The organism is Maribacter vaceletii, from assembly GCF_003634105.1.
Classification (GTDB): Bacteria; Bacteroidota; Bacteroidia; order Flavobacteriales; family Flavobacteriaceae; genus Maribacter_B; species Maribacter_B vaceletii.
The window spans coordinates 655,262-679,945 of record NZ_RBIQ01000008.1 but is presented as its reverse complement, the minus strand read 5'-3'; the positions used below and the strand labels follow the sequence as shown (position 1 = coordinate 679,945).

Below are 24,684 nucleotides of genomic sequence, written 5' to 3'. Positions count from 1 at the left end.
GATTGTGTTCTATTTTACAAATCAAAAATAGTAATTTTATAAGATGAAATTAAAATTACCTCCTGTAGTTGTTTTAGGCATATTTGCTTTGTTAATGTTCCTTTGTGTAAAAGTGTTGCCTTTTGGGAATTTTAATTTTTTTGGGCGTATTTATTTAATGTACGTTTTACTAAGTGTTGCTTTGCTCATTGGTTTTTTTGCTGTTGCGCAATTTTACACACAAAAAACTACGGTAGATCCAATGAACCCTAATAAAGTTTCTAGTTTAGTAACAGGTGGTTTATATAAATTTTCTAGAAATCCTATGTATTTAGCTATGCTTTTGGTATTAATTAGTTTTTGTTTGTGGCTTGGTAATGCTTTTAACTCACTGCTAATTGCTGGTTTTGTTCATTTTATGAATAAATTTCAAATTATTCCGGAAGAAGAAATTTTATCTAATCATTTTGGAAAAGCGTATAAAGCTTATTGTGCAAAAGTTAGAAGGTGGTTCTGAAAAAGCTTATATTTATAAATATTAGTTTATTTGCTTATATTTTTATATATTAGCGTTTTAACTTATATATTATGATTGCAGTTATTACAGGTGATATTGTTAATTCGGAGAATTATAATTCTTTAGATTGGATGCCTATTTTAAAAAACTATCTAGAAACTTTAGGAGCTTCTCCGTTAGATTGGGAGGTATATAGAGGAGATGAATTTCAGATTAAACTTCCTGTAAATATAGCATTAGAGTCAGCAATACATTTAAAGGCGCAAATAAAAAAAGTAAAGAATTTAGATGTAAGAGTGGCTATAGGCATAGGTTCCGAAACCTATGTTGGGAGTAGTGTAAGTGAATCTAATGGGGAAGCATATAAGCGTTCTGGAAGAATATTTAATACCTTAAAAGCGTCTAAATTAAATTTAAAGATAGCCACTGGAGACAAACAACATGATAAGGTATTAAATTTGATGTTTAAGTTGGCTTTAGATTTTATGGACGATTGGAGTGTTGTCTCTGCAGAGATTGTAACAATAGTACTTAATAATCCGAATGTATCACAAAAAGAAATTGCTAAGCAACTAGGAATAAAACAGTCTGCAGTAAGTCAACGATATAAAAGAGCAAGATTAGATTTGGTTTTAGATATGTTAGATTTTTATCAAGAATTACGTAAAGAAATAAAGGAATGATATTTTTTATAAAACTGTTTTTAGCACATTTAATAGGTGATTTTATGCTACAGCCTACAAAATGGGTAATACATAAAGAAGCAAATAAGGCAGGATCTAAGTACTTATACTTGCATATTTTTTTACATTTTTTAATTACCATGATAGTTTTATGGGATTTTTCTATGTGGAAAATAGCCCTAATAATTATGGTTTCTCATTTAGTTATAGATGTAGCAAAACTTTATACCACACCGTTTTTTAAAAATAAAAGTATTCCATTTTTTATAGACCAGTTATTACATATTTTAGTGTTGTATTGCTGCGCATTTTATGAGAATTTATATGAGAATACAATAACTGTTTTTGAAAATTTAGATTGGGCTTTAGTAACTGCAGTAGTATTTGTTAGTTTTCCTGCGGCAATACTAATGGGAAAACTTTTAGAAGCAATGTCTAATCAAATACCAACAGACCATAAATCACTCCCAAATGCGGGTAAATATATAGGAATTTTAGAACGCCTATTTGTTTTAATATTTATAGTTCTAGGCAGGTGGGAGGCAATAGGATTGTTAATTGCAGCAAAATCTGTTTTTCGTTTTAACGATTTAAAAGAGAGTAATAACAGAAAGCTAACAGAGTATATTCTAATAGGAACATTAGTGAGTTTTGGCCTTGCAATTTTAGCAGGTATAGCCTATACTAGTATTAGTTTGTAAAATATTTTTTTAGATTGAATTTTAAACTTCTATGGAGATTTTATTTTTATTACTATTTGTCTGTTTTCATGTGTAAATAACATCAAATTGTAATCATTTTGTTTTATTTGCCTTTTCGGCTATTATCAGATAGAAATAAGTTTTATTTTTACAGCTTAATTTTTTTAAAAAAAATCAATTACTGTGGGAAGGAAATACGTTTTCGATTTTGATAGCACCTTAACAAGAGTAGAAGCATTAGACGTTCTAGCAGAAATGACATTAGAGGGGCGCTCTAATCGCGAAGAAATTATTGAGGAAATACAAAAAATAACTAATTTAGGGATAGACGGTGATATATCTTTCACCGAGTCTTTAGAGCGTAGAATTAAGCTTTTAAATGCGCATAAAGATGATTTAGGGCCTTTGGTAACAGAGTTAAGGCAAAAAATATCTAAATCCATAGAATCTAATAAAGAATTTTTCGAAAAATTCTCGGATGATATTTATGTAATATCCTGTGGTTTTAAAGAATTTATAGTTCCTATTGTAGAAGAATACAATATTCCTAAGGATAGAGTATATGCTAATACTTTTGAGTTTAATGAAAAAGGAGAAATAATTGGTTTTGATAATGACAATGTGTTATCACAACACAATGGAAAAATTGACTGCCTAAAACAAATGAACTTGGACGGAGAAGTGCAAGTTATTGGAGATGGCTACAGCGACTATGTAATGCGCGAAGCTGGTATAGCAGATAAGTTTTTTGCTTATACAGAAAATGTGCATAGAGAAAAAGCAGCGAGTAATGCTGATTATATTACACCTAACCTAGATGAATTTTTATTTGTGAACGATTTGCCAAGAAATATATCATACCCAAAGAACAGAATTAAAATAGTATTATTAGAAAACATTCATCAAGATGCTTACCAATTACTTACTGATGAAGGTTTCTCTGTAGAATTAATAAAACACAGTCTTCCGGAAGAAGAGCTAATAGAAAAAATAAAAGGCGTACATGTTTTAGGGATACGTTCTAAAACACAGGTAACCAAAAAAGTTTTAGCAGCAGCAGATAAACTATTAGTAGTTGGAGCTTTTTGTATAGGAACCACACAAATAGATTTAGAAGAGTGTAAGAGCAAAGGAGTAGTTGTTTTTAACGCACCTTATAGTAATACGCGTTCTGTGGTAGAGTTAGCAATAGGGCAAATAATAATGCTTATGCGTTCTGTTTTTCAACGTAGCTCAGAAATACACTCAGGACAATGGAATAAGACGGCAGCAAACTCTAGAGAAGTTAGAGGTAAAAACCTTGGTATTGTTGGTTATGGTAATATAGGAAAACAATTATCTGTCTTAGCAGAAGCTATAGGTATGCGTGTGTATTATTATGATGTTGATGATAAATTGGCTTTAGGTAATGCAGTAAAATGTAATACATTAGAAGACTTGCTATCTGTTTCTGATGTAGTTACATTGCATATAGATGATAATAAAGCAAATAAAAACTTCATAGGAGAAAGAGAAATAAACCAAATGAAGAAAGGAGCTATGCTAGTAAACCTTTCTAGAGGTTTTGTAGTAGATATAGAAGCATTAGTTGTTGCTCTTAAAAGTGGACAAATAGGAGGGGCGGCAGTAGATGTTTATCCAGAAGAACCAAGAAGTAATGGAGATTTTATAACGGGTTTACAAGGACTTCCAAATGTAATTTTAACACCACACGTTGGAGGTAGTACGGAAGAAGCACAAAGAGATATTGCAGATTTTGTACCTAATAAAATTATGGATTACATAAACTCTGGAAATACGGTAGATGCGGTTAACTTTCCTAATATAAGACTTCCAAAGCAAAATAAGGCGCATAGATTTTTGCATATACATAAGAATGTACCAGGTATAATGGCAAAAATAAATGAAGTTTTAGCTAAGTATGAGATGAATATTTCTTCACAATACCTTTCTACAGACAATGAAGTTGGCTATGTGATTTCAGATTTAGATAAGGAATATGATAAAGAAGTTTTAAAGGCTTTAAAAGAAGTAGACAATACAATTAAATTTAGAGTTCTATACTAGTAAAGTGTAAATTCAAATAATAAGAAAATCTAAGTTATTTTAAATAGCTTAGATTTTTTTATTTGCAAACTGTTTGTACACCATGAAAAAATGTATTTATACAACATTTAGTTGGATGCATTTTTTTATCTCCATAAATTGTGGGAAAAATCTTATATATCATAATGAAGATAATCCCAGAAATAGTAAAAAGTTTTTTTAAAAAGAACTTTAGGAAAGGTTTTAATGCATATTACCTTTTAGTGCTTACTATTATATTACTTACTATAGGTACACAATCTATTGTGCAATATTCATTGGCAAAACAAAGTTCCGATGCTGTGGTAATAAACATTGCAGGTAGGCAACGTATGCTTTCTCAAAAAGTAGTAAAAGAATTTTACAATTGTAGGTATGGGGAAAAATGTGAGTATGGGGAATTAAAATCTGCACTTGCTTCTTTGAGAAGGGTAGATACAGATTTACAAGAAGGAAATGATAAAATTGGGATATTTCCTTTAAAAAATGAAGAAATTAGGATGAATTTTGCTATGCTTCGCCCTTATTTAAAAGGGATTCTGGGAGCTTTAGATAATGTGCAAGATATAGAGAATGTGTCTGTTAGTGATTTACAATATAACGAAAAACAGTTTGTTCTTTTAATGGATAAAATTGTTTGGCAATTTCAGAAAGAATCAGAGAAAGATGTAAGGAATATGATGGTTTTAGAAAAATATTTAGCAATACTATCTGTTTTAATTGTTTTGGTAGAAATTATATTTATTGTAAACCCTATAATTAATAGAATAGTAAAACAGAATAAAAAGTTAGAAGAAATTGCTTGGCATCAATCTCATGCATTTTCTAACCATGTTAAAAATATTAAAGACCATCAATATGTTTTAAAAGTAGAGAAAAACCCAGAACGGCAAAAAGAGATTATAAAATTTGTTGTCGAAGAATTAGATGGGGTAGAGCAAGTATCAGAGTTTATGGTAAAGGCTTTAAAAAAAGCATAATTATTACCTATGATGATACGGTTCGTTTTTAAGAATGGTATAGCCTCTATATAATTGTTCAACCATAAATAACCGAACCATTTGGTGTGAGAATGTCATTTTAGATAAACTAATTTTCCCTTGTGCTTTTTGGTAAACACTTTCACTAAATCCGTAAGGGCCTCCTATTACGAAAACCAATTGCTTGTTACCTGCGTTCATTTTTTTTTGTAAAAAAACAGAAAAATCTATTGATGTAAATTGTTTCCCGTTTTCATCTAATAAAATCAATACATCTGTAGAGGTTATAGTTTTTAAAATAAGTTCTCCTTCTTTTTCTTTTTGTTGCTTTTCGGATAAATTCTTTACATTTTTTATATCGGGGATAATATCTAAAGTAAACTTTATGTAATGTTGCAAGCGGTTGGTATAAATATGTATTAATTCTTGTAGTTGCTTGCTATCTGTTTTTCCAATAGCTATTAATTTTATAGTCATGCTTCAAAGTTAAATTATTTCTATAAAAACATCCAAGAATTAAACGCAAAGCGGGGATTAAATAGAGTATGTTTTTAGTATTTTAGCATAAAGCAATATAAAATAAATGATTTCAGAGGCACAATTTAATATAGAGGTAGAAGGAATAATAAAAAATGCTATAAGAGAAGATGTTGGAGACGGGGATCATAGTTCCTTAGCATGTATTCCGGAAACGGCAACAGGCAAAGCAAAATTATTAGTAAAAGATGATGGTATAATTGCCGGGGTAGAATTTGCAAAACTAGTTTTTAATTATGTAGACTCCAGTTTAAAGATTGAAACATTAATTAAAGATGGGGCTACGGTAAAGTATGGAGATATTGTTTTTTATGTAGAAGGTAGCTCACAAAGTATATTAAAAGCAGAAAGATTGGTTTTAAATGCAATGCAACGAATGAGTGCAATTGCAACAAAGACAAACTTCTTTGTAAAGTTATTAGAAGGTACGGGTACTAAGATTTTAGACACAAGAAAAACTACCCCAGGAATAAGAGCTTTAGAAAAGTGGGCTGTAAAAATAGGTGGTGGTGAAAACCATAGATTTGCTTTGTATGATATGATTATGCTAAAAGATAATCATATAGATTTTTGTGGAGGCCTTACGCAGGCAATTGAAAAAACGAAGCAATATTTAAAGGAGAATAATAAAGATTTAAAAATCATTGTAGAAGCAAGAGATTTAAATGAGATTAGAGAAATATTAAAAACAGAAGGAGTTTATCGTATTCTTATAGATAATTTTAACTATGAAGATACGCGAACTGCAGTAAAATTAATAGGAGATACTTGTTTAACAGAATCCTCTGGAGGTATAAATGAGGAAACAATAAGACAGTATGCAGAATGTGGCGTAAATTATATTTCTTCGGGAGCACTAACACATTCTGTTTATAATATGGATTTAAGTCTTAAAGCAGTATAAATGTCCAAAGAAATAGAGGAAAAACTTAATAAAATACCTGTTGTAAATACAGTGGTTTCTCTATTAAAAAAAATAAAATTACCTGGGTTTAGAGGACTTTCTGGTTATGATTTAATAGAAATGTATGTAGTAGGCGTGGGGCAAGGAGCCTTGTCTACAAGAGCTAGTTCTATTGCTTTTAGCTTGTTTATGGCTTTATTCCCTTTGTTAATTTTCTTATTAACCCTTGTGCCTTGGATTATACCTTATGCAAGTGTAGGTAACGAAAATTTTGATGCGCAATTTTTAATGTTTTTAGAATCTTTTTTACCATCTGCCACTAGTGATTATTTTGGAGATATTTACCAGCAAATAAAAGACCAGAAACAAGGAGGTATTCGTTCTTCAGCATTTTTAATATCTATATTTTTAATGGCTAATGGCGTAAATGCTATTTTTGGAGGTTTTGAAAATTCATACCATATAAGTTTAACACGTAACTTTTTTAGACAGTATGCGTATGCGCTATTAGTAGGTTTGCTTTTGTCTTTACTACTTATAATAGGTGCTGTTGCTTATGTATATTTTGAGTTTTATATAATAGATTATTTAAGTGAGTGGGCTGCGAAGACACGGGGATATGACTTAACAGATAATGATATAGTTGGTGCACAAATAGGGAAAGTGTTATTCTTTATTATTCTATCTTACTTTACCACAGCTATTTTATATTATTTTGGAACTGCAGAAGGTAAAAAAGCAAGATTTTTTTCCTTAGGAGCTTTAATGACTACATTGCTCTTTATGGTAACATCTTATTTATTTGGTGTTTATGTAGAAAAATTTGCAAGATATAATGAGTTATATGGTGCCTTAGGAGGATTGTTAATTTTAATGGTGTATATCTGGTTAAATTCTAATATATTGCTACTTGGGTTTGAGCTAAACGCTTCTTTAAATTCCCTGAGAAAAATATCTTATAAGAATGATGAAGTTTAATAAAGAGGTAATAATTGTATTATTTCTATTAGCAGTTAATTTAGGTCAGTCTCAGAGTGTTTTTGGAAAATGGAAAACCATAGATGATAGAACAGGTTTACCAAAAGGTGTTATAGATATTTACAAAAAAGATGGCCTTATGTATGGCCGTTTAATAAAAGTTTTAGAGTCAGGAAAGGAAAATATGCTCTGTGGTAAATGTGAAGGAGATTTAAAAGATAAGCCAGTTTTAGGAATGACTATTATTGATGCTGCCGAAGAAAATGAAGATGGAGAATGGAAGGGGAAAACACTTTTTGATCCAGAACAAGCAATGACTTTTCGCTGTAAAATATGGTTAAACCCTGATAATGAAAATGAATTAAAAGTAAGGGGTTATTTAGCTTTTATATATAGAACCCAAACTTGGGTACGTGTAGAAGAATAATAAATGAGTTATTTTATTGATGTAATATTACCAATACCTTTAGAAAGGCTATTTACTTATAGTGTCTCAGCAGAAGAAGCTCAGATATTACAAGCGGGTATGCGTGTAGCAGTACCATTTGGAAAATCTAAAATATACACAGCTTTAGTGCATAATGTGCATACTACAGCGCCTACAGTTTATGAGGCTAAAGAAATACATCAAATTTTAGAGGATGAGCCTTTGGTCAATACTTTTCAGATTAAACATTGGGAGTGGTTGGCAGAGTATTACATGTGTACTATTGGGGAAGTTTTTAGAAGTGCCGTTCCGAGTGCTTTTTTATTAGAAAGCGAAACCCTTATTTTAAAAAATGAAAATACAGATATTAAAGATGCAGATTTAAAGGATGATGAATTTTTAGTATTTGAAGCATTAGAACATCAGCCTATATTAAAAGTACATGAGGTAGCTGCAATTGTGGAGCGTAAAAATATACTACCGATAATAAATAGATTGCTAACAAAAGAGGTTATTCTTTTAAAAGAAGAAATATATGCGCAATACAAACCAAAACTAGTTTCTTATGTGGCTTTAGGGCAAGCGTATACCACAGAAGAAGCATTGGAGAAATTATTGCAATCTTTAACAAGAGCGCCAAAACAAAGCCAGGTAGTATTATCTTTATTTCAATTACAAGCATCTTCAAAGAAACCCATAAAAGTTTCTGATTTAGTAGAGCGTAGTGGTAGCTCTAATACTATAATAAAATCGTTAATTAAAAAAGGAATACTAAAAGATTATAAAATACAGACCGATAGGGTTTCCTTTAGTTCAGATACAGAAAAATCTACTTTAAAAGAATTAAATGAATTTCAAAGCACAGCATTAGAAAGTATAAAGGCGTCTTTTATTCAAGAGAAAGTTACTTTGTTAAAAGGAGTTACTTCCTCTGGTAAGACAGAAGTTTATGTAAAACTTATTAAGGAGTGCATAGAAGAAGGTAGGCAGGCATTATATCTGCTTCCAGAAATAGCACTTACAACACAGCTAATAGGTAGGTTGCAAAATTACTTTGGAGAGCAAGTATCTGTGTATCATTCTAAATATAGCATTCATGAAAGGGTAGAAGTGTGGAATAATGTATTAGCTCAAAAATCTAAGGCGCAAGTAGTAATAGGGGCAAGGTCTTCTTTGTTTTTACCATTTAGTAATTTAGGTTTAGTTATTATTGATGAAGAACATGAAAGTTCTTTTAAACAATTTGACCCAGCACCAAGATACCATGCAAGAGATGCAGCAATAGTATTAGGGAAGTTACATAAAGCAAATATTCTTTTGGGTTCTGCAACACCAAGTATAGAGAGTTATTATAATGCTATACAAGGTAAATATGGGTATGCAGAGATAAATAAGCGTTTTGGAAATGTATTAATGCCAGAAATTGAATTGGTAGATATAAAAGAAGAAAGCCGAAAACGAAAAATGAAAGGCCATTTTTCAGAACGTTTATTAGAGAAGATTACCGAGACTTTAGATCTAGGAGAGCAAGTTATTCTTTTTCAAAATAGAAGAGGGTATGCACCTATAATGGAATGTTCTACTTGTGGTCATAGTCCGCAGTGTCCTAATTGCGATGTTAGTTTAACCTATCACCAACATAGAAAACAATTACGTTGTCATTATTGTAGTTATTATATTCCGCTGCAAGAGAGTTGCCAAGCTTGCGGTAGTGCTAAGTTAGATACTAAAGGTTTTGGAACAGAGCAAGTAGAAAAAGAATTGCAAGAACTTTTTCCAGAAACTAAGGTTGGTAGAATGGATTTGGATACCACGAGAGGAAAATATGGATATGAGAAAATAATTACTGCTTTTGAGCAACAAGAGATAGATATTTTAGTAGGTACGCAAATGCTTACTAAGGGACTAGATTTTAGAAATGTAAGTCTAGTTGGGATTATGAATGCAGATTCGTTACTAAATTTTCCAGATTATAGAGCACATGAAAGAACGTTTCAATTACTAACCCAAGTTGCAGGTAGAGCGGGGAGAACAAAAAAAAGAGGAGAGGTTTTAATACAGACGTATAATCCATACCATCAAATATTAAAACAAGTTTCTGTGCATGATTATGAAGGAATGTATAAAGAACAATTATATGAGCGTAGGCAATTTAAATATCCGCCTTTAAATAGAATTTTAAAAATAACATTTAAACATAAGGATTATAATAAGTTAAATGAAGCTGCAGAATGGTTTGGTAAAGGTTTGCGAAATGTATTTGGAGAGAATGTGTTAGGGCCAGAATATCCGCCTGTGGCAAGAATCCGTAATCAGTACATAAAACATATAACTGTAAAGATTCATAAAGAAGCACATTTGGGTAAAACAAAAAATAGCATTAAAAGAATTGAAAAATCTTTTAATGCTATTGCACACTTTAGAAGTGTAAGAGTAATCTACAATGTAGACCACATATAAGTTAAACGTTACTAAGCGCTTCTGCTAGTTCTGTTTTCTTGTTTCTACTTAATGGTATAGATCTACCGCTAACTTCAACATTTTTACTGTTGAACTTTTCAACTTTTTCTAGATTCACAATGTAGGATTTGTGTATTCTAAGAAATTTTTCTTCTGGCAATTGCTTTTCAAAAGATTTCATTGTTGATAAGATTACGATATTTGCTTCATCAGTAACTAATTTTATGTAGTCACCAAGAGCTTCAATCCACTTAATATCATTAAGTATAACTTTTCTCTTTTTAAGATTACTTTTAACAAAAATATGCTCTTCATCTTCATGAACTTTGTTAGCTTGTTCAAACTTTGCTACGGCTCTTTTAACAGAAGCATCAAAACGAGCCATAGTAATTGGCTTGTGTAAATAATCTGTTACGTCATAGTCAAATGCTTTTAAAGCATAATCTGGTTTTCCGGTAATTAATATTACCTGAGGACTGTTATCTAGGGACTCGAGTAGGTCGAACCCAGTAATGATTGGCATCTCAACATCAAGAAAGATTAAATCTATCTCATTGTTTTTAATTCCATTCTTAGCCTCAATTGCGTTGCTGTATTCGGCCACTAATGCAAGATTGGGATGGTTGTTTACCAACTTGGCAACTGCCATCCTCTGCATAGAGGAGTCGTCTACAATAATACTTCTTAATTTCATAAAACGGCTGATTTGTGGGGTTAAATCATCGACAAATAACAGAAAAAACAAGATGAATTGCAACAAAAGATGTAAACAATGCATTGTTTATTGTGTAATTGGTAATGATCATATATTAAAGATTTGGTTAATTTATATTAAATTGATTCCTAGTTATAACGATGAAATTTCTCTTTTCGTGTAATAAAACGTAAATAATATCATTTTGTGTGATATATAAAATAATATTCCTATTTTTGCAGACCTTAAAAAATAAAGTATTATGAATCATTACGAAACTGTTTTCATTTTGAATCCCGTTCTATCTGATACGCAGATAGAGGAAACAGTTAAGAAATTTGAAGATTTCTTAATTAAGAATGGTGCCAAAATGGTAGCCAAAGAAAATTGGGGGCTAAAGAAATTAGCTTACCCTATTCAACACAAAAAGAGTGGTTTTTATCACTTGTTTGAATTTTCAGGAGAAGGAGATATAGTTACTCCTTACGAGCAAGAATTTAGACGTGACGAGCGTGTTATGCGTTTCTTAACGGTTAAGTTAGACAAACATGCAATTGCATGGGCAGAAAAAAGAAGAACAAGAAACAAAACTACTAAAGCGTAAGGACTATGGCATCTATAGAACAACAGGCAAAAGGAAAAAAAGATGGAGAAATTAGATATTTAACTCCGCTTAATATTGAAACCAATACACGTAAAAAGTATTGTCGTTTTAAGAAATCAGGTATCAAATATATAGATTATAAAGATGCAGATTTCTTAATGAAATTAGTAAACGAGCAAGGTAAATTACTTCCAAGAAGACTTACAGGTACTTCTTTAAAGTATCAAAGAAAAGTGGCGCAGGCTGTTAAAAGAGCACGTCATATAGCATTAATGCCTTACGTTGGTGATTTATTAAAATAATAAAGAAAAAGAACCATGGAACTAATATTAAAGGAAGACGTACAAAACTTAGGTTTTAAAGACGACGTAGTTAACGTAAAGAACGGATATGGAAGAAATTTTCTTATCCCTCAAGGTTTAGCTGCTCTAGCTACAACTTCAGCTAAAAAAGTTTTAGCAGAAAATTTAAAGCAAAGAGCACATAAAGAAAAGAAAATTGTGGAAGCAGCAAATAAAACTGCAGAAACTCTTAAAGGACTAGAATTAAAAATTGCTGCTAAAACTGGTGCAGGAGACAAATTATTTGGATCTGTTACTACTATAGATTTAGCTGCAGCTTTAGAAAAAGAAGGCCAAACAATAGAGAAAAAATACATTAGTATTAATGGAGGTTCTGTAAAAAGAACAGGACCATATAATGCTCAGATTAGATTACATAGAGAAGTAATTGTAGAATTTCCTTTCGAAGTTGTTGCTGAGAACAAATAAAGTTAACAAAACGTTAATAATTTTAAGAGCTATGCGTGCATAGCTCTTTTTTTTGGGTTAAATTTGCGTGACTCAAAAAATATACTTTATGAAAAAACTGATGCTTTCAGCTTTATTGCTGGTATTTACTTTTACTTCTGTAATTGCGCAAGTTACTACTTCAAATATTAGAGGTAGTGTATTAGATAACGAAGGAGTACCTTTATTTGGTGCTAATGTTGTAGCTGTCCATACACCTACAGGAACTAAGTATGGTTCTATTAGTAATGAGGATGGGCGTTATAACTTACTAAACCTTAGAGTAGGTGGCCCTTATGAACTAACTGTGTCTTATGTAGGTTTCCAAGATTATAAACATGGTGATATTTATTTAAGTTTAGGAAAAACTTTTAATGTAGATGTTACACTTTCTAGTTCTGCAGAAGCTTTAGACGAAGTTGTAGTTGTTTCAGATCGTAGTGGAACATTTGGAAGTGATCGTACAGGAGCAGAAACTAATGTTGGTCGTAGAGAGCTAACAAGACTGCCAACTATTACTCGTTCTGCACAAGATTTTACACGTTTAGAACCTACCGCTAGTGGAAATTCTTTTGGAGGTCGTAATGATCAGTATAATAACTTTTCTTTAGATGGTGCAATTTTTAACAATCCTTTTGGATTAGATTCTCCAACACCAGGAGGACAATCTGGTGCACAACCAATTTCTTTAGATGCAATTGAGCAAATACAAGTATCTACTGCGCCTTATGATGTTACACAATCAGGATTTACAGGAGCATCTGTAAATGCAGTAACTAAGAGTGGTACTAACGAGTTTCATGGTACGGTATATGGTTTTTCTAGAAGTGAAAGCCTAACAGGAGGTAAAATTAAAGGAGAAGATGTTACTAAACCGGATCTTAATCAAAGTCAGTACGGTTTTAGTATTGGTGGGCCAATTGTAAAAGATAAATTATTCTTTTTTGCAAATTTTGAAAAAGATGAAAGAGATGATTTAGGTTCAAATGGTTGGATTCCAAATACTGGCTCAGGTGCTATTAACGAATCTAGAGTATTAGAAAGCGATTTATTAGCAGTACAGTCAGGTTTAGCAGGAATTGGTTATAATACTGGGGCATATGAAGGATATACATACGCTTCAGAATCCACAAAAGGTATTTTTAAACTAGATTGGAATATTAATGATAAAAATAGGCTGGCATTAATTTATAATTTTCTAAATGCTTCTAAGGAGCAACCAGCACACCCAACGGCAATAACAGCTAGAGAACCTAGCTTTACAACTTTGCAGTTTCAAAACACTGGATATCAAATAAATAATAAGCTAAACTCTATACAGTTAGAGTTAAATTCTACTTTATCTGATCAAGTAACAAATAAATTGCAAGTTGGTTATACCCATTTTGACGATTTTAGAAACCCTTTATCAGCTCCAGCTCCATCTATTAACATAACAAAAGATGGTGTTAATTATATTATTGCCGGACATGAACCTTTTTCAATACATAATAGATTGGATCAGAAAGTATTTCAGTTAACTAATAATATGAATATTTTTAAAGGAAACCATACGTATACTATTGGTTTTGCTTTTGAAAAATTCCAATTTGACAATTCTTTTAACTTGACTGCTTATGGTTTTGATTTATTTGGAAGTGTTGATATAGCAGATTTTGACGCAAATAACTATGCAGGGGCATTAGCAGGAGCACAAGCAACATTTAATGACAATAATAATTTTGAAGACGGAGAGCCGGGAAAATGGTCTTTAGCAGAAACTAATGTAGGTCAATTATCTTTTTATGTACAAGATGAATGGAGTGCAACAGATGATTTTAAATTAACCTATGGTGTGCGTTTTGATAAACCATTATACTTTGATACTAAAGATAAGATTACAGAGAATATAGATAGGAAAGGAACATACCAACCAGACAATGTGTATTTTAATCCAAACACAGGAGAGCCAACAACTATAGATTCTGAGCAATTACCAAGTAATGATTGGTTAATTTCGCCAAGAGTTGGTTTTAATTGGGATGTAAAAGGAGATAATACAACACAATTACGTGGTGGTACAGGAGTATTTACTGGAAAATTACCTTTTGTATGGATGGGTAACCAAGTACAAGGAGTAGATTTTTTCTTTTACCAAGCTGTAGATCCAGATTTTAAATGGCCTCAAGTTTGGAGAACCAATATAGGAGTGGATCAAGCTTTTGAAAACGGTTTGGTAGTTACGGCAGATGTAGCTTATACTAAAGATTTAAACGCTGCGCACGTACAAAACTGGGCTTATTCAGATCCTTCAGGAACTTTAAATGCTCCTGGAGATAACCGACCAATATACCAAGCAAGTGATGTTTCTACTAATGCATTTGGAGGACCAACAAGTGCGTATGTTTTTACAAATTCTGATAAAGGTAGAATCTGGAATGTATCTTTAAAAGCACAAAAGAATTTTGATAATGGTTTGTATGCTAGTTTAGCATATAGCTATTTAAATGCAAAAGATATTAACTCTGTAGAAGCAGAAATTACAGGAGATGCTTTTGATTTTAACCCAAATTTAGGAGATGCTAATGCAGATGTATTATCTTTTTCTAAGTACGGAGATACACACCGTTTTATAGGGGTTGGTTCTAAGCAATTTGTTTATGGAACAAATGATAAGTGGGCAACTACCATTTCTACGTTCTTTGAATATGCACAAGGAGGAAGGTTTAATTATACCTATGCAGGGAACATAAATAATGATAGTTCTTTTCAGAATAACGATTTATTATATATTCCAACAGAATCAGAAGTACAACAAATGCAATTTTCTGGAGCAGGACAAGCAGAAGCTTTTGAGTCTTACATTCAGCAAGATAATTACTTAAGTGATAATAGAGGTTCGTATTCTGAACGTTACGGTGCTTTAGCTCCATGGAGAGGTAAGTGGGATATTAAAATTTTACAAGATTACAATTTTAATGTAGCTGGTAAAAAACATACCATTCAATTAAGTTTTGATGTATTGAATTTTGGAAACTTATTAAATTCAAATTGGGGACTTATTCAGCAGCCAAACAATTTAAATCCTTTATCTGTATCTGTTGATGCTAATACAAATGTACCAACCTATACTTTTAATCCAGAGTTAACAGAAACTTTTGGTTACGATGCTAGTTTATTATCTAGATGGCAAGGACAATTTGGTGTTAGATACATTTTTTAAACCCAAATAATTATATTTTATTCTATAAAGGCCGTACTTATCGTACGGTCTTTTTATTTTTGCATTATTAAAAAAGGAATTGCTTTGAAATATACGAGATTAACAAAAGAACAATTAAACGAGCTACAGCCTGAGTTTGTAAATTTTTTAGCTACCCAATCTATAACAGGGGAGGAATGGAAAAAAATAAAAGAGGATTCACCTGAGGTTGCAGAAGATGAAGTAGATGTTTTTAGTGATTTAATTTGGGAGGGTGTTTTGTCTAAAGTTACCCACTTAGAAAATATTTCGTCTAATCAAATGCATTTATTTTCTCTAGAAGAGAAAGAAATGAAATTAATATCTGTTAAAGTTAGAAACCCTAATATAGATTTAACGAATCAGGAAGGGTTTTCTTGGTTTAAAAAGAACTGGCAATCCGATTTTGTAGATTATTTAACAGCTTCTAAAGCTTATACTGAAGATAAAAATTTAGACAAATTTGAAATTATAAAGCAAGGCGCAGTAATTACAAAAGGAGATTTGTATAAGTGGTTTGATAATGTAATAGAATAAACCAAGTTTTTAGCACCTTCATTTTTAATAGAATTAAATAGAAAGAGATATACCTAACATGGCACAAAAACCATCTATACCTAAAGGAACAAGAGATTTTTCACCTTCAGAAGTAGCAAAACGTAATTTTATTTTTGATACTGTAAAAAAGCATTTTAAAACTTTTGGTTTTCAGCCTATAGAAACACCATCTTTTGAGAATTCTAGTACCTTAATGGGTAAATATGGAGATGAGGGGGATCGTCTTATTTTTAAGATTCTTAATTCTGGAGATTTTATTAGTAAGGTAGATGATGTAACCTACAGTTCTAAAGATTCTAAGTCGCTTACTCCAAAAATTTCAGAAAAAGCATTACGTTATGATTTAACCGTACCTTTTGCGCGTTATGTGGTAATGCATCAGAATGAGATAGATTTTCCTTTTAAACGTTATCAAATACAACCAGTATGGCGAGCAGACCGACCACAGAAAGGTAGGTTTAGAGAGTTTTTTCAGTGCGATGCAGATGTGGTTGGTGCAAATTCACTATTACAAGAAGTAGAATTTATTCAATTGTATGATGCTGTTTTTGCAGATTTAGGTTTAAGCGGAGTAAACATCAAACTAAATAATAGAAAAATATTAGCTGGTATTGCAGAAGTAATAGGAGCTAAACATTTACTAATAGATTTTACAGTAGCATTAGATAAGCTAGATAAAATAGGAGAAGAAGGTGTTAAGAAAGAAATGTTATCTAAAGGAATATCGGAAGCTTCTATAGAAAAAGCCGCACCTTTATTTACGCTTTCTGGAACCAATTTAGAGCAATTACAGAGCCTTAAAACGTTATTGTCAAATTCTGAAGAAGGTACAAAAGGAGTAGAGGAGCTAACGTTTATTATAGAATCTATTACTACTTTAGGGTTGCAATCTGCTTCACTTTCTATAGACGTTACTTTAGCTCGAGGACTTAACTACTATACAGGAGCTATTTTTGAGGTAAGTGCTCCAGAAGGTGTTAAAATGGGTTCTATTGGTGGCGGTGGTCGTTATGATGACCTTACAGGTGTGTTTGGTTTAAAAGATGTTAGCGGTGTTGGTATTTCTTTTGGTTTAGACCGTATTTATTTGGTTCTGGAAGAATTAAATCTTTTCCCAGAAGCCATAGATCAATCTTTGGATGTATTATGTTTAAATTTTGGAGATAAAGAAGCTTTGGCTGCTTTAAAATTAATAACGCAATTAAGAGCATCAGGTATTAAGGCGGACTTATATCCATCTAACACAAAAATGCAAAAGCAGTTTAAATATGCTAACAATAGAAAAGTGCCTTTTGTAATTTTATTAGGAGATTCTGAGTTAGAAAACAACTCTTTTGTGGTTAAAAATATGGAAGAAGGCTCCCAAAAAGAATACAGCTTAAAAAAGATTGAAGACTTTATTAATTACTTAAGCTAACTTCTTTAAAATCAGATAAATTTTTACTCGATAATCGAGATTTAAATGCTCCAAGGCTTGCCTCGAAATCGAAATCAGTTTCCTATAAATGTCTCGTGGGCTTGCCCGAGGTAGTTTACTAAGTTATTTTTTGATTATATTTGGTTAACCAATCTGGTTGTGCAATTTTGTATTGTATAATTGATGCGGGTATAAATCAAAACAAAATCAAGTTTTATAATTAAAAAATCATGACGAATAGTAACAAGTTATCTGGAAAAAATATACTCATTACTGCTGGTGCGCAAGGAATTGGAGAGGAAATAACAAAACACTTTATTGATAGTGGGTCTAATGTTGCAATTCACTATTTTTCTAGTGCAGACACCGCTAATGAATTAGTTGCTTATGCAGAAAGTAAAGGGCAAAAAGCAATTGCTATAAGTGGAGATTTAACCAAAGAAGAAGATGCAAATACGATGATTAAAAAAACAGTAGAAGCATTGGGAGGGTTAAATATTTTAATAAATAATGCTGGTTCTCTTGTTGCACGTAGATTATTAAGCGAAATGGAAACTGAGTTCTGGCATAAAGTAATGGATATAAACCTAACCTCTATGATGTTTGTAACACGTGCGGCATCTCCTTATTTGGCTAAAAATGAGAATAGTAGTATAGTTAATTTAGCATCATTAGCAGGGCGTAAAGGTGGGCATCCTGGGTCACTTGTTTATTCTACAAGCAAAGGTGCAATTTTAACTTATACAAGAGCATTATCTACAGAGTTAGGAGCACAGGGTACTAGAGTTAATGCGGTTGCACCAGGGCTTATTCTTGGAACATCGTTTCATAATACGCATACTACAAAAGAATCTGCAGCGGAAACAACAGCGGGTATTCCAATACAAAGAGCGGGTAATGCAGCAGATGTAGCTAGAGCAGTTTTATATTTAGCATCGGAATATGACGGATTTATTACAGGAGCTACTTTAGACATAAATGGGGGTGTTTACAATATGTAATTACTTCTTAAAATATGTAAAGCACTAATGCTATAGGGTTTCTAGTGCTTTATTTTTTTTAAAATAGCTTCATAATAGGATGCTTTGTGCGGTACATAGCTATTTTTTTCTTTACCTTTTAATTCCCTTTTCAATTGATTAATAGCAATAAGTTTTAAGTTCTCCACTTCACTTTCTTGTTTTTTTAAACTATGTAAAGGGACTTTTAATTCCGTTATAAAAGTATGATGAAACTCACAGTCTATAAGGGTTTTACTGTGTTTATGAATAGATTTAAAAACACCAATTTTTTGTAATTCTTGTTTGGAAATTTGTAGACCAATTTCTTCTTCAATTTCTCTAAGAGCTGAAATTTCTATGGATTCTCCGGCTCCAATATGGCCAGCAACAGAAACATCCCAAAGTAGAGGAAAGGTAGCTTTGTTTTTTCCACGTTGTTGTAATAATATATCTCCAGTTTTAGTATAAAACCAAATATGTACAGTTTGGTGAAATAGTCCCTCTCTATGTGCAACAGATTTCATTTCTGTTTGTTCTGTTAAATGTCCATCAGAATCTAGTATATCAATTAACTCATCCATATTAAAAAGAATATAAAAAAATCCCTCCGATTAAGGAGGGACTAAAAGTTTTACTCGATAATCGAGATTTAAATGCTCCGAGGCTTGTCTCGAAATCAAAATTAGTTTCCTAATAAATACCTCGTGGGATTGCCCGAGGTAGTTTACTCAAAATAACTAAAGGTTTCTCCTTCTTTTATAGTTAGTAATGTTTCGTATATAAGTTTTATGACATTCTCTACATCATCTTGATGTACTGTTTCTACAGTGGTATGCATGTAACGTAATGGTAAAGATATTAAAGCAGAAGCCACACCGCCATTACTATATGCAAAAGCATCGGTATCTGTTCCTGTAGACCTAGAAGCTGCCATTCTTTGAAAAGGAATTTTCTTTTCTTCTGCAGTTTCAATAATACGTTCTCTTAATTTATTTTGTACCGCTGGTGCATAAGAAATAACAGGTCCGGCACCAATTTCAGTATGCCCTTGTATCGCTTTATTAATCATAGGGGTAGTGGTGTCATGGCAAACATCTGTAATAATAGCTACATCTGGTTTAATAGTATGTGTAATCATTTCTGCGCCACGTAACCCTATTTCCTCTTGTACAGAGTTTGTAATGTATAATCCAAAAGGTAATTTTTCTTTATTCTCATGTAATAAACGAGCAACCTCTGCAATCATAAAGCCACCGGCTCTATTATCTATAGCTCTACAAACAAACTTATTTTTATTTAAAATTTGAAACTCATCTGGGTAAGTAATAACGCATCCAACATGAACTCCTAATTTTTCAACTTCTTCTTTTGTAGTAGCACCAACATCAACCGTAATATTTTCAATTTTTGGAGTTTCTTCCTTAGGACCTTTTCTAGTATGTATTGCTGGCCAACCAAAAATGCCTTTTACAATTCCTTTTTTTGTGTGAATATTTACCCATTTAGATGGTGCAATTTGGTGGTCACTACCGCCATTACGAATTACGTGTATGAGTCCGTTATCTGTAATGTAATTAACATACCAAGAAATTTCATCAGAATGCCCCTCTATAACTACTTTGTATTTAGCATCTGGGTTAATAACACCAACAGCAGTACCGTAGGTATCTGTAATAAATGTATCTACGTATGGTTTTAGATATTCCATCCATATTTTTTGCCCTTCCCACTCATATCCAGTAGGAGCAGCGTTATTTAGATATTTTTCAAAGAAATCAACAGATTTCTTAGTAAGTATTTTCTTTGAAGCCATAAACTTATATTTTATATACAAACTTACTAATATTCACTAATTTTAAGTAATATCACACGCTTTTTATCGTTAATTTTGGCAAGACTTTTGCTTTGTTAAAAAAGATGAAAAAGATATTCTTATTTTTTATTATAGTAAATATTACTGTTGTTGTTTATGGTCAAGTCCAAGAACAGCAAAACGATTCTATTTCAGAAAAGTTTATAAAAATAGAGGGAGACTCTGTTTTTCAGAGTTCTATTCCTTTACATGAGGCTTATGTTTTTGGTAAACTAAAGTTTAGTAATTACGATGCTAAGCTTAAATATTATATTCTTAGGCGTAAGACTATAAAAGTATACCCATATGCTAAATTAGCGGCAGAACGTTTAGTAGAATTAAATGATACACTTCTTCTTATTAAGAGAAAAGGAAAGAGAAAAAAATATACGAAAGAAGTTCAAAAATCTATTGAAGATGAATTTTCTGAAAAGCTTAAAAAGCTAACAAGAACCGAGGGACAGATTTTAGTAAAACTAGTGCATAGGCAAACAGGAAACACAAGTTTTGATTTGGTGAAAGACCTTAGAAGCGGTTGGCGTGCCTTTTGGTATAATACAACTGCAGGCTTTTTTAATATTACAATTAAAGCTGAGTATGACCCAGTAAATGTACATGAGGATTATCTTATAGAAGATATTTTGCAACGTGCTTTTGCTGCTGGAAAATTAGAAAGGCAAGAATCTGTTTTGGATTATGAGTATGGTTCATTAATTAATAAATGGAAAGGTACAGCCACTAAAAAATGATTAACGTTTTGGTTTTTTATTAAAAATACCGTCCATTATTACTTTTATACTATAGAACCCCATAACAATTGCTCCAAGGGCAAGTATTGCACCAACAATAAGTACTGGCCAGAAAAAAGGATGACCTTCATTTTTAAATGCTTGGTATAAAGCTACAGGAGCAGTAAACATAAGAAGCACGGTGTATGCCATATACTTTACACCTTTCATCATTACCTCTTTATTTGTTCTCATATTTTTTATTCTATAATTATTGATTTAGAAAAAGATTGGCAAACAGCAAAGTAGCCAAATGCAAAGTTTTTGGTATCTACTTTTATATCATTAATATCTGTTGTTCCTGTAATGTTTGTAATATTTCCTTTTACTGTAGCTACTGGGGTCTGAAAAGGACCCTGAGAGCCGCCACTTTGAACAATTACTAAATCCATATAATTATAGAAAGCTTCATCTACACCCAATAAATTAATATTAATTTCCATACCAGAAGTAATATCATCATTATAAAAATAAGAAAATTCAAAAGATTTTCCTTTATAAAAATCATCTTCGGTTACTAAATATTCATTAAAGTCAAGGTCAAATAAATAGTAGTTGTCCTTATTTGGAATATCTGTAAAAGCAATGATAATTTCTGTTTCGTTACCCTCAAATAAAGTGCCGTTTCCTTGTTCTAATTTTGTTATCTCTGAGGCTTCCATATAAGTAGCTCTTGCTGCATATGTTTGGTCTTCGTGTTCTATATATAAAGCTAATTCGCCATTGGTAAAGAAGGTAGTGTTTTGTACACCAACATATATTCCAGGTTCTGATTCTTGTAAAAATAAGGAGGTTTCAGTTCTTAGGTTTGTAATAACTATTTGGTTTAGTTTCGCTGGTTTTAAGTCATCAAAAAAAGAACTTGTAAGCCCAGCTATAACTTTAACTGTAGTTCTTGTTTTACTAGTGTCAACTCTAATTAAAGCATCAATATTAAGCTTAGGAGTTTCACTAGGAGCATCTACTTCTATAACATCTTCGCAAGAGAAAAAAAGAAAACCTAGAATTAGAATGGGTAGAAGGTTCTTCATGATTCTAAAATTTAAAATTATAAGTTACTGCAGGTACTATACCAAAAATTGAGGTACGAATGGCTTCGTTATTTCCTGTTTCTGTATTTCTGTTAAAATTAATTGAGGCAGCATTTTTTCTATTATATAAATTGTAAATGCTAAATACCCATTCGCTTTTTATTTTTTTGAAAGTGCTTTTTTTTGGAGTTAGAGTTGCCGAAAGGTCTATTCTATGGTAATTTGGTAAACGTTCATTATTTCTAAGGCCATAGTAAGGCACTGTTAGCCCTTGAAATTGAAATTGACCAACAGGGTAATTGGTAGGTTGCCCAGTTTGGTATATAAGGTTAGAGTTTATGCTCCACTTTGTATTTAATTCATAACTGGCATATAAAGAAAAATCATGCGTTTTGTCATACGCAGTGTTATACCATTCTCCAAAATTTATACCGGTTTCTATTGGAGTTCTTCCAGGTGTTTGTTGTTCAGATTTAGAAAGGGTATATGCTAACCATCCTTTTAGCTTCCCTTCATTCTTTTTAAATAAAAACTCTACACCATAAGCCCTAGCTCTTCCGTTTAAAATTATTTGTTCAATAGCATCATTAGCTATTAAGTTGGCTCCATTTATATAATCTATTCTATTTTTGATTTTTTTATAAAAAACTTCAGTTTCTATACTGTATTTATTTTCGTCTATGGTTTTAAAATATCCTAATGCAAACTGGTCTAAGAGTTGTGGTTTAATAAATGGACCACTTGGAGTCCAAACATCTAATGGAGTAGGGGAGCTTGTGTTAGATAGTAAATGAAGGTATTGTGATAATCTAGTGTAGCTACCTTTTATAGCATTATTTTTAAAAGAATAAGAAAATCCTAATCGAGGTTCTACATTAGTAAAAGTTTTTAGACTTCCTTTTTTTACATTACTAGTTTCTGTTGGGTTTGCAGAATAATATAATTGAAATTCTTCATTGAAAAGTATGGCTTCATTATTTTCATATACATTAATTTCATCTTGACCTAATCTATTAAAATGGCTAAACCTTACTCCATATTGTAGACTTAGGTTTTTGGTGATATTTTGCTCTATATCTATATATGCAGCAAACTCATTTGCAAATTTTTGTGTTAATTGTTCCTCAATAATTCCAGAGTTAGTATTACTAGGTTCTATTTTTCCAGGGTTAAATTTGTAGTAAATATTATTAATACCATAATTTACTTGTAAATCATTATTTAAGTAGTGTTTTAAATCGTATTTAATATTAAAATTTTGTATGCCTGAGTTCCAATTGAAGCCTACAAAATCTAATTTCAAACCATAGTAATAATCAGAATATATTAGGGATAAGTTAGAAAATAACTTATCTGAAAATAAATGATTCCATCTAAAATTCCCAACAGAATTACCATAAGTATTTACAAAACTATCACTAATGCCAAAAACATCTCTTCCAAAATAGCCTGATAAAAATAGGTTGTTATTTTGGTTTATTTTGTAATTAAGTTTTGCGTTAAGGTCAAAAAAGTATGCTGTATTATCTAAATTAAATAAAGGAAAAAAAAGATGTGCATAAGAAGCCCGACCACCTATTAAAAATGCAGATTTATCTTTAATTATTGGTCCTTCTACCAAAAGTCTGCTAGCAACTAAGCCTAATCCTCCGTTTACTTTAATTTCTTTGCTGTTTCCTTCTTTTTGAAAAATATCTAATACAGAGGATACTCTGCCACCATATCTTGCTGGGATACCACCCTTATATAGTTTTATATTTTTAATTGCATCTGGATTAAAAACAGAAAAGAATCCAAATAAATGAGAAGAGTTAAAGATTGTAGCCTCATCTAATAAAATTAAATTTTGGTCTGCCGAGCCTCCACGAACATTAAATCCTGAAGCACCTTCGCCAGCATTTGTTACTCCTGGTAAAAGTAAAATTGATTTAATAATATCTGCCTCTCCTAATATTACAGGAATATTTTTAATAGTTTCTGCCTTTAGAGTGTTAACACTCATTTGTGGTTTTCTAATATCTATACGCTCTTTATCTTCGATAACAATAACTTCTTCTAGCTGTTCTGCTTCTTCTTTAAGTTGAAAGTTTATTTTTTTATTATCTGTTAGTGTAATGTCTTTTTTTATTTCTTGGAAACCTAAATAATTAGTTACTAATGTGTAGTTACCTTCTGGTAATGTAATAGAATAAAAACCATATTCATTTGTTATTACTCCTGTTTGTAATTCTGGAATTGCAATAGTTACACCAATAAGAGTTTCATTACTGTTTTTTTGGGATACAATACCGCTGAGTGTAAATTTTTGTTGTCCAAAGGATAAATAGGAAGAGCTTAAGAAAATGAAGAGGCAAACTCTTATATGAAACTTCATTGTAGTTTTTTTATAAAAATAGTCAGTAAAAACAAGGTAATCTTACACTTAACATTTATTTAATAAATGAAAAAACCCTTGTTGAAAAAACAAGGGTTTTTATTTA

The 24,684-nt window shown here is 31.5% G+C and carries 24 protein-coding genes; 17 read left to right on the top strand and 7 right to left on the bottom strand.

Annotation, left to right across the window (positions count from 1 at the left end):
• The first annotated feature begins 43 nt into the window (after window positions 1-43).
• The 5 genes from CLV91_RS10600 (at window position 44) to CLV91_RS10580 (ending at window position 4,945) form a co-directional block, all read left to right on the top strand.
• Complete coding sequence (locus tag CLV91_RS10600; RefSeq protein ID WP_121067606.1) at window positions 44-496, top strand: methyltransferase family protein; 453 nt, start codon at window positions 44-46, stop codon at window positions 494-496.
• A 71-nt stretch (window positions 497-567) separates the two neighbouring features.
• On the top strand, window positions 568-1,179 hold the full coding sequence (locus tag CLV91_RS10595; protein ID WP_121067603.1) for a SatD family protein: 612 nt from the start codon (window positions 568-570) through the stop codon (window positions 1,177-1,179).
• On the top strand, window positions 1,176-1,880 hold the full coding sequence (locus CLV91_RS10590; protein WP_121067600.1) for a DUF3307 domain-containing protein: 705 nt from the start codon (window positions 1,176-1,178) through the stop codon (window positions 1,878-1,880). The genes CLV91_RS10595 and CLV91_RS10590 overlap by 4 nt, the downstream gene beginning before the upstream one ends.
• A 183-nt stretch (window positions 1,881-2,063) precedes the next feature.
• Window positions 2,064-3,947: a phosphoglycerate dehydrogenase gene (gene serA, locus CLV91_RS10585; protein ID WP_121067597.1), complete on the top strand. Its 1,884-nt coding sequence runs from the start codon at window positions 2,064-2,066 to the stop codon at window positions 3,945-3,947.
• 164 nt (window positions 3,948-4,111) lie between these two features.
• A complete protein-coding gene (locus CLV91_RS10580; protein WP_121067594.1) occupies window positions 4,112-4,945 on the top strand; it encodes a type IV pili methyl-accepting chemotaxis transducer N-terminal domain-containing protein in 834 nt (277 codons plus the stop codon).
• A 3-nt stretch (window positions 4,946-4,948) separates the two neighbouring features.
• Here CLV91_RS10580 and rlmH read toward each other — a convergent pair whose 3' ends face one another.
• A complete protein-coding gene (gene rlmH, locus CLV91_RS10575; protein WP_121067591.1) occupies window positions 4,949-5,422 on the bottom strand; it encodes a 23S rRNA (pseudouridine(1915)-N(3))-methyltransferase RlmH in 474 nt (157 codons plus the stop codon).
• Window positions 5,423-5,528: 106 nt separating this feature from the next.
• Between rlmH and nadC the strand changes: the two genes are divergently transcribed.
• The 4 genes from nadC to priA are packed head-to-tail and all read left to right on the top strand — an operon-like array spanning window position 5,529 to window position 10,251.
• Window positions 5,529-6,386: a carboxylating nicotinate-nucleotide diphosphorylase gene (nadC, locus tag CLV91_RS10570; protein ID WP_121067588.1), complete on the top strand. Its 858-nt coding sequence runs from the start codon at window positions 5,529-5,531 to the stop codon at window positions 6,384-6,386.
• A complete protein-coding gene (locus CLV91_RS10565; RefSeq protein ID WP_121067585.1) occupies window positions 6,387-7,364 on the top strand; it encodes a YihY/virulence factor BrkB family protein in 978 nt (325 codons plus the stop codon). It begins immediately after the preceding gene.
• Window positions 7,351-7,791 (top strand): DUF2147 domain-containing protein, encoded by a 441-nt coding sequence (locus tag CLV91_RS10560; protein WP_317124773.1) that lies wholly within the window; start codon window positions 7,351-7,353, stop codon window positions 7,789-7,791. Before CLV91_RS10565 ends, CLV91_RS10560 begins: the two co-directional genes overlap by 14 nt.
• Before the next feature lie 3 nt (window positions 7,792-7,794).
• Window positions 7,795-10,251, top strand: coding sequence for a replication restart helicase PriA (priA, locus tag CLV91_RS10555; protein ID WP_121067579.1), 2,457 nt, complete (start codon window positions 7,795-7,797; stop codon window positions 10,249-10,251).
• 1 nt (window position 10,252) lies between these two features.
• On the opposite strand, the gene CLV91_RS10550 is transcribed toward priA, so the two are convergent.
• A complete protein-coding gene (locus CLV91_RS10550; protein ID WP_121067576.1) occupies window positions 10,253-10,945 on the bottom strand; it encodes a LytR/AlgR family response regulator transcription factor in 693 nt (230 codons plus the stop codon).
• 262 nt (window positions 10,946-11,207) lie between these two features.
• Here CLV91_RS10550 and rpsF point away from each other — a divergent pair, with 262 nt between their 5' ends.
• From rpsF to CLV91_RS10515, 7 genes are all read left to right on the top strand, one after another.
• The gene (gene rpsF, locus CLV91_RS10545; RefSeq protein WP_121067573.1) at window positions 11,208-11,549 is read left to right on the top strand and encodes a 30S ribosomal protein S6; all 342 of its coding nucleotides are present in this window, start codon (window positions 11,208-11,210) and stop codon (window positions 11,547-11,549) included.
• A 5-nt stretch (window positions 11,550-11,554) separates the two neighbouring features.
• Entirely contained in the window at window positions 11,555-11,851 is a 297-nt protein-coding gene (gene rpsR / locus CLV91_RS10540) for a 30S ribosomal protein S18 (protein WP_121067570.1), read from the top strand.
• 15 nt (window positions 11,852-11,866) lie between these two features.
• The gene (gene rplI, locus CLV91_RS10535) at window positions 11,867-12,319 is read left to right on the top strand and encodes a 50S ribosomal protein L9 (RefSeq protein WP_121067567.1); all 453 of its coding nucleotides are present in this window, start codon (window positions 11,867-11,869) and stop codon (window positions 12,317-12,319) included.
• A gap of 88 nt (window positions 12,320-12,407) precedes the next feature.
• The gene (locus CLV91_RS10530; RefSeq protein WP_121067564.1) at window positions 12,408-15,539 is read left to right on the top strand and encodes a TonB-dependent receptor; all 3,132 of its coding nucleotides are present in this window, start codon (window positions 12,408-12,410) and stop codon (window positions 15,537-15,539) included.
• An 84-nt stretch (window positions 15,540-15,623) separates the two neighbouring features.
• Window positions 15,624-16,094 (top strand): DUF6495 family protein, encoded by a 471-nt coding sequence (locus CLV91_RS10525; RefSeq protein ID WP_121067561.1) that lies wholly within the window; start codon window positions 15,624-15,626, stop codon window positions 16,092-16,094.
• A 58-nt stretch (window positions 16,095-16,152) separates the two neighbouring features.
• Window positions 16,153-17,532: a histidine--tRNA ligase gene (gene hisS, locus CLV91_RS10520; protein WP_121067558.1), complete on the top strand. Its 1,380-nt coding sequence runs from the start codon at window positions 16,153-16,155 to the stop codon at window positions 17,530-17,532.
• 230 nt (window positions 17,533-17,762) lie between these two features.
• Window positions 17,763-18,533 (top strand): SDR family NAD(P)-dependent oxidoreductase, encoded by a 771-nt coding sequence (locus tag CLV91_RS10515; protein ID WP_121067555.1) that lies wholly within the window; start codon window positions 17,763-17,765, stop codon window positions 18,531-18,533.
• Window positions 18,534-18,574: 41 nt separating this feature from the next.
• On the opposite strand, the gene CLV91_RS10510 is transcribed toward CLV91_RS10515, so the two are convergent.
• The gene (locus tag CLV91_RS10510; RefSeq protein WP_121067552.1) at window positions 18,575-19,114 is read right to left on the bottom strand and encodes an NUDIX hydrolase; all 540 of its coding nucleotides are present in this window, start codon (window positions 19,112-19,114) and stop codon (window positions 18,575-18,577) included.
• Window positions 19,115-19,257: 143 nt separating this feature from the next.
• Window positions 19,258-20,346 carry a M42 family metallopeptidase gene (locus CLV91_RS10505; protein ID WP_121067549.1) on the bottom strand — a complete coding sequence of 363 codons (1,089 nt, stop codon included), beginning with the start codon at window positions 20,344-20,346 and terminating at the stop codon, window positions 19,258-19,260.
• A gap of 104 nt (window positions 20,347-20,450) precedes the next feature.
• On the opposite strand from CLV91_RS10505, the gene CLV91_RS10500 reads away from it, so the two are divergent.
• Complete coding sequence (locus CLV91_RS10500) at window positions 20,451-21,134, top strand: DUF4294 domain-containing protein (protein WP_121067546.1); 684 nt, start codon at window positions 20,451-20,453, stop codon at window positions 21,132-21,134.
• Here the strand turns inward: CLV91_RS10500 and CLV91_RS10495 are convergent, their stop codons facing one another.
• Genes CLV91_RS10495 through CLV91_RS10485 form a run of 3 tightly spaced genes read right to left on the bottom strand, consistent with a single transcriptional unit; the run spans window position 21,135 to window position 24,578 of the window.
• Complete coding sequence (locus CLV91_RS10495) at window positions 21,135-21,368, bottom strand: DUF6095 family protein (RefSeq protein WP_121067541.1); 234 nt, start codon at window positions 21,366-21,368, stop codon at window positions 21,135-21,137.
• Between the two features lie 5 nt (window positions 21,369-21,373).
• A complete protein-coding gene (locus tag CLV91_RS10490; RefSeq protein ID WP_121067538.1) occupies window positions 21,374-22,204 on the bottom strand; it encodes a DUF4249 family protein in 831 nt (276 codons plus the stop codon).
• Window positions 22,205-22,208: 4 nt separating this feature from the next.
• A complete protein-coding gene (locus CLV91_RS10485; RefSeq protein WP_121067535.1) occupies window positions 22,209-24,578 on the bottom strand; it encodes a TonB-dependent receptor in 2,370 nt (789 codons plus the stop codon).
• Window positions 24,579-24,684: the final 106 nt, after the last annotated feature.

What these genes read in the sequence shown, in the direction of transcription:
- CLV91_RS10600 (WP_121067606.1), top strand. Translation starts at nt 44, where the DNA reads ATGAAATTAAAATTACCTCCTGTAGTTGTTTTAGGCATATTTGCTTTG.
- CLV91_RS10595 (WP_121067603.1), top strand. Translation starts at nt 568, where the DNA reads ATGATTGCAGTTATTACAGGTGATATTGTTAATTCGGAGAATTATAAT.
- CLV91_RS10590 (WP_121067600.1), top strand. Translation starts at nt 1,176, where the DNA reads ATGATATTTTTTATAAAACTGTTTTTAGCACATTTAATAGGTGATTTT.
- CLV91_RS10580 (WP_121067594.1), top strand. Translation starts at nt 4,112, where the DNA reads ATGAAGATAATCCCAGAAATAGTAAAAAGTTTTTTTAAAAAGAACTTT.
- rlmH (WP_121067591.1), bottom strand. Translation starts at nt 5,422, where the DNA reads ATGACTATAAAATTAATAGCTATTGGAAAAACAGATAGCAAGCAACTA.
- nadC (WP_121067588.1), top strand. Translation starts at nt 5,529, where the DNA reads ATGATTTCAGAGGCACAATTTAATATAGAGGTAGAAGGAATAATAAAA.
- CLV91_RS10565 (WP_121067585.1), top strand. Translation starts at nt 6,387, where the DNA reads ATGTCCAAAGAAATAGAGGAAAAACTTAATAAAATACCTGTTGTAAAT.
- CLV91_RS10560 (WP_317124773.1), top strand. Translation starts at nt 7,351, where the DNA reads ATGATGAAGTTTAATAAAGAGGTAATAATTGTATTATTTCTATTAGCA.
- priA (WP_121067579.1), top strand. Translation starts at nt 7,795, where the DNA reads ATGAGTTATTTTATTGATGTAATATTACCAATACCTTTAGAAAGGCTA.
- CLV91_RS10550 (WP_121067576.1), bottom strand. Translation starts at nt 10,945, where the DNA reads ATGAAATTAAGAAGTATTATTGTAGACGACTCCTCTATGCAGAGGATG.
- rpsF (WP_121067573.1), top strand. Translation starts at nt 11,208, where the DNA reads ATGAATCATTACGAAACTGTTTTCATTTTGAATCCCGTTCTATCTGAT.
- rpsR (WP_121067570.1), top strand. Translation starts at nt 11,555, where the DNA reads ATGGCATCTATAGAACAACAGGCAAAAGGAAAAAAAGATGGAGAAATT.
- rplI (WP_121067567.1), top strand. Translation starts at nt 11,867, where the DNA reads ATGGAACTAATATTAAAGGAAGACGTACAAAACTTAGGTTTTAAAGAC.
- CLV91_RS10530 (WP_121067564.1), top strand. Translation starts at nt 12,408, where the DNA reads ATGAAAAAACTGATGCTTTCAGCTTTATTGCTGGTATTTACTTTTACT.
- hisS (WP_121067558.1), top strand. Translation starts at nt 16,153, where the DNA reads ATGGCACAAAAACCATCTATACCTAAAGGAACAAGAGATTTTTCACCT.
- CLV91_RS10515 (WP_121067555.1), top strand. Translation starts at nt 17,763, where the DNA reads ATGACGAATAGTAACAAGTTATCTGGAAAAAATATACTCATTACTGCT.
- CLV91_RS10510 (WP_121067552.1), bottom strand. Translation starts at nt 19,114, where the DNA reads ATGGATGAGTTAATTGATATACTAGATTCTGATGGACATTTAACAGAA.
- CLV91_RS10505 (WP_121067549.1), bottom strand. Translation starts at nt 20,346, where the DNA reads ATGGCTTCAAAGAAAATACTTACTAAGAAATCTGTTGATTTCTTTGAA.
- CLV91_RS10500 (WP_121067546.1), top strand. Translation starts at nt 20,451, where the DNA reads ATGAAAAAGATATTCTTATTTTTTATTATAGTAAATATTACTGTTGTT.
- CLV91_RS10495 (WP_121067541.1), bottom strand. Translation starts at nt 21,368, where the DNA reads ATGAGAACAAATAAAGAGGTAATGATGAAAGGTGTAAAGTATATGGCA.
- CLV91_RS10490 (WP_121067538.1), bottom strand. Translation starts at nt 22,204, where the DNA reads ATGAAGAACCTTCTACCCATTCTAATTCTAGGTTTTCTTTTTTTCTCT.
- CLV91_RS10485 (WP_121067535.1), bottom strand. Translation starts at nt 24,578, where the DNA reads ATGAAGTTTCATATAAGAGTTTGCCTCTTCATTTTCTTAAGCTCTTCC.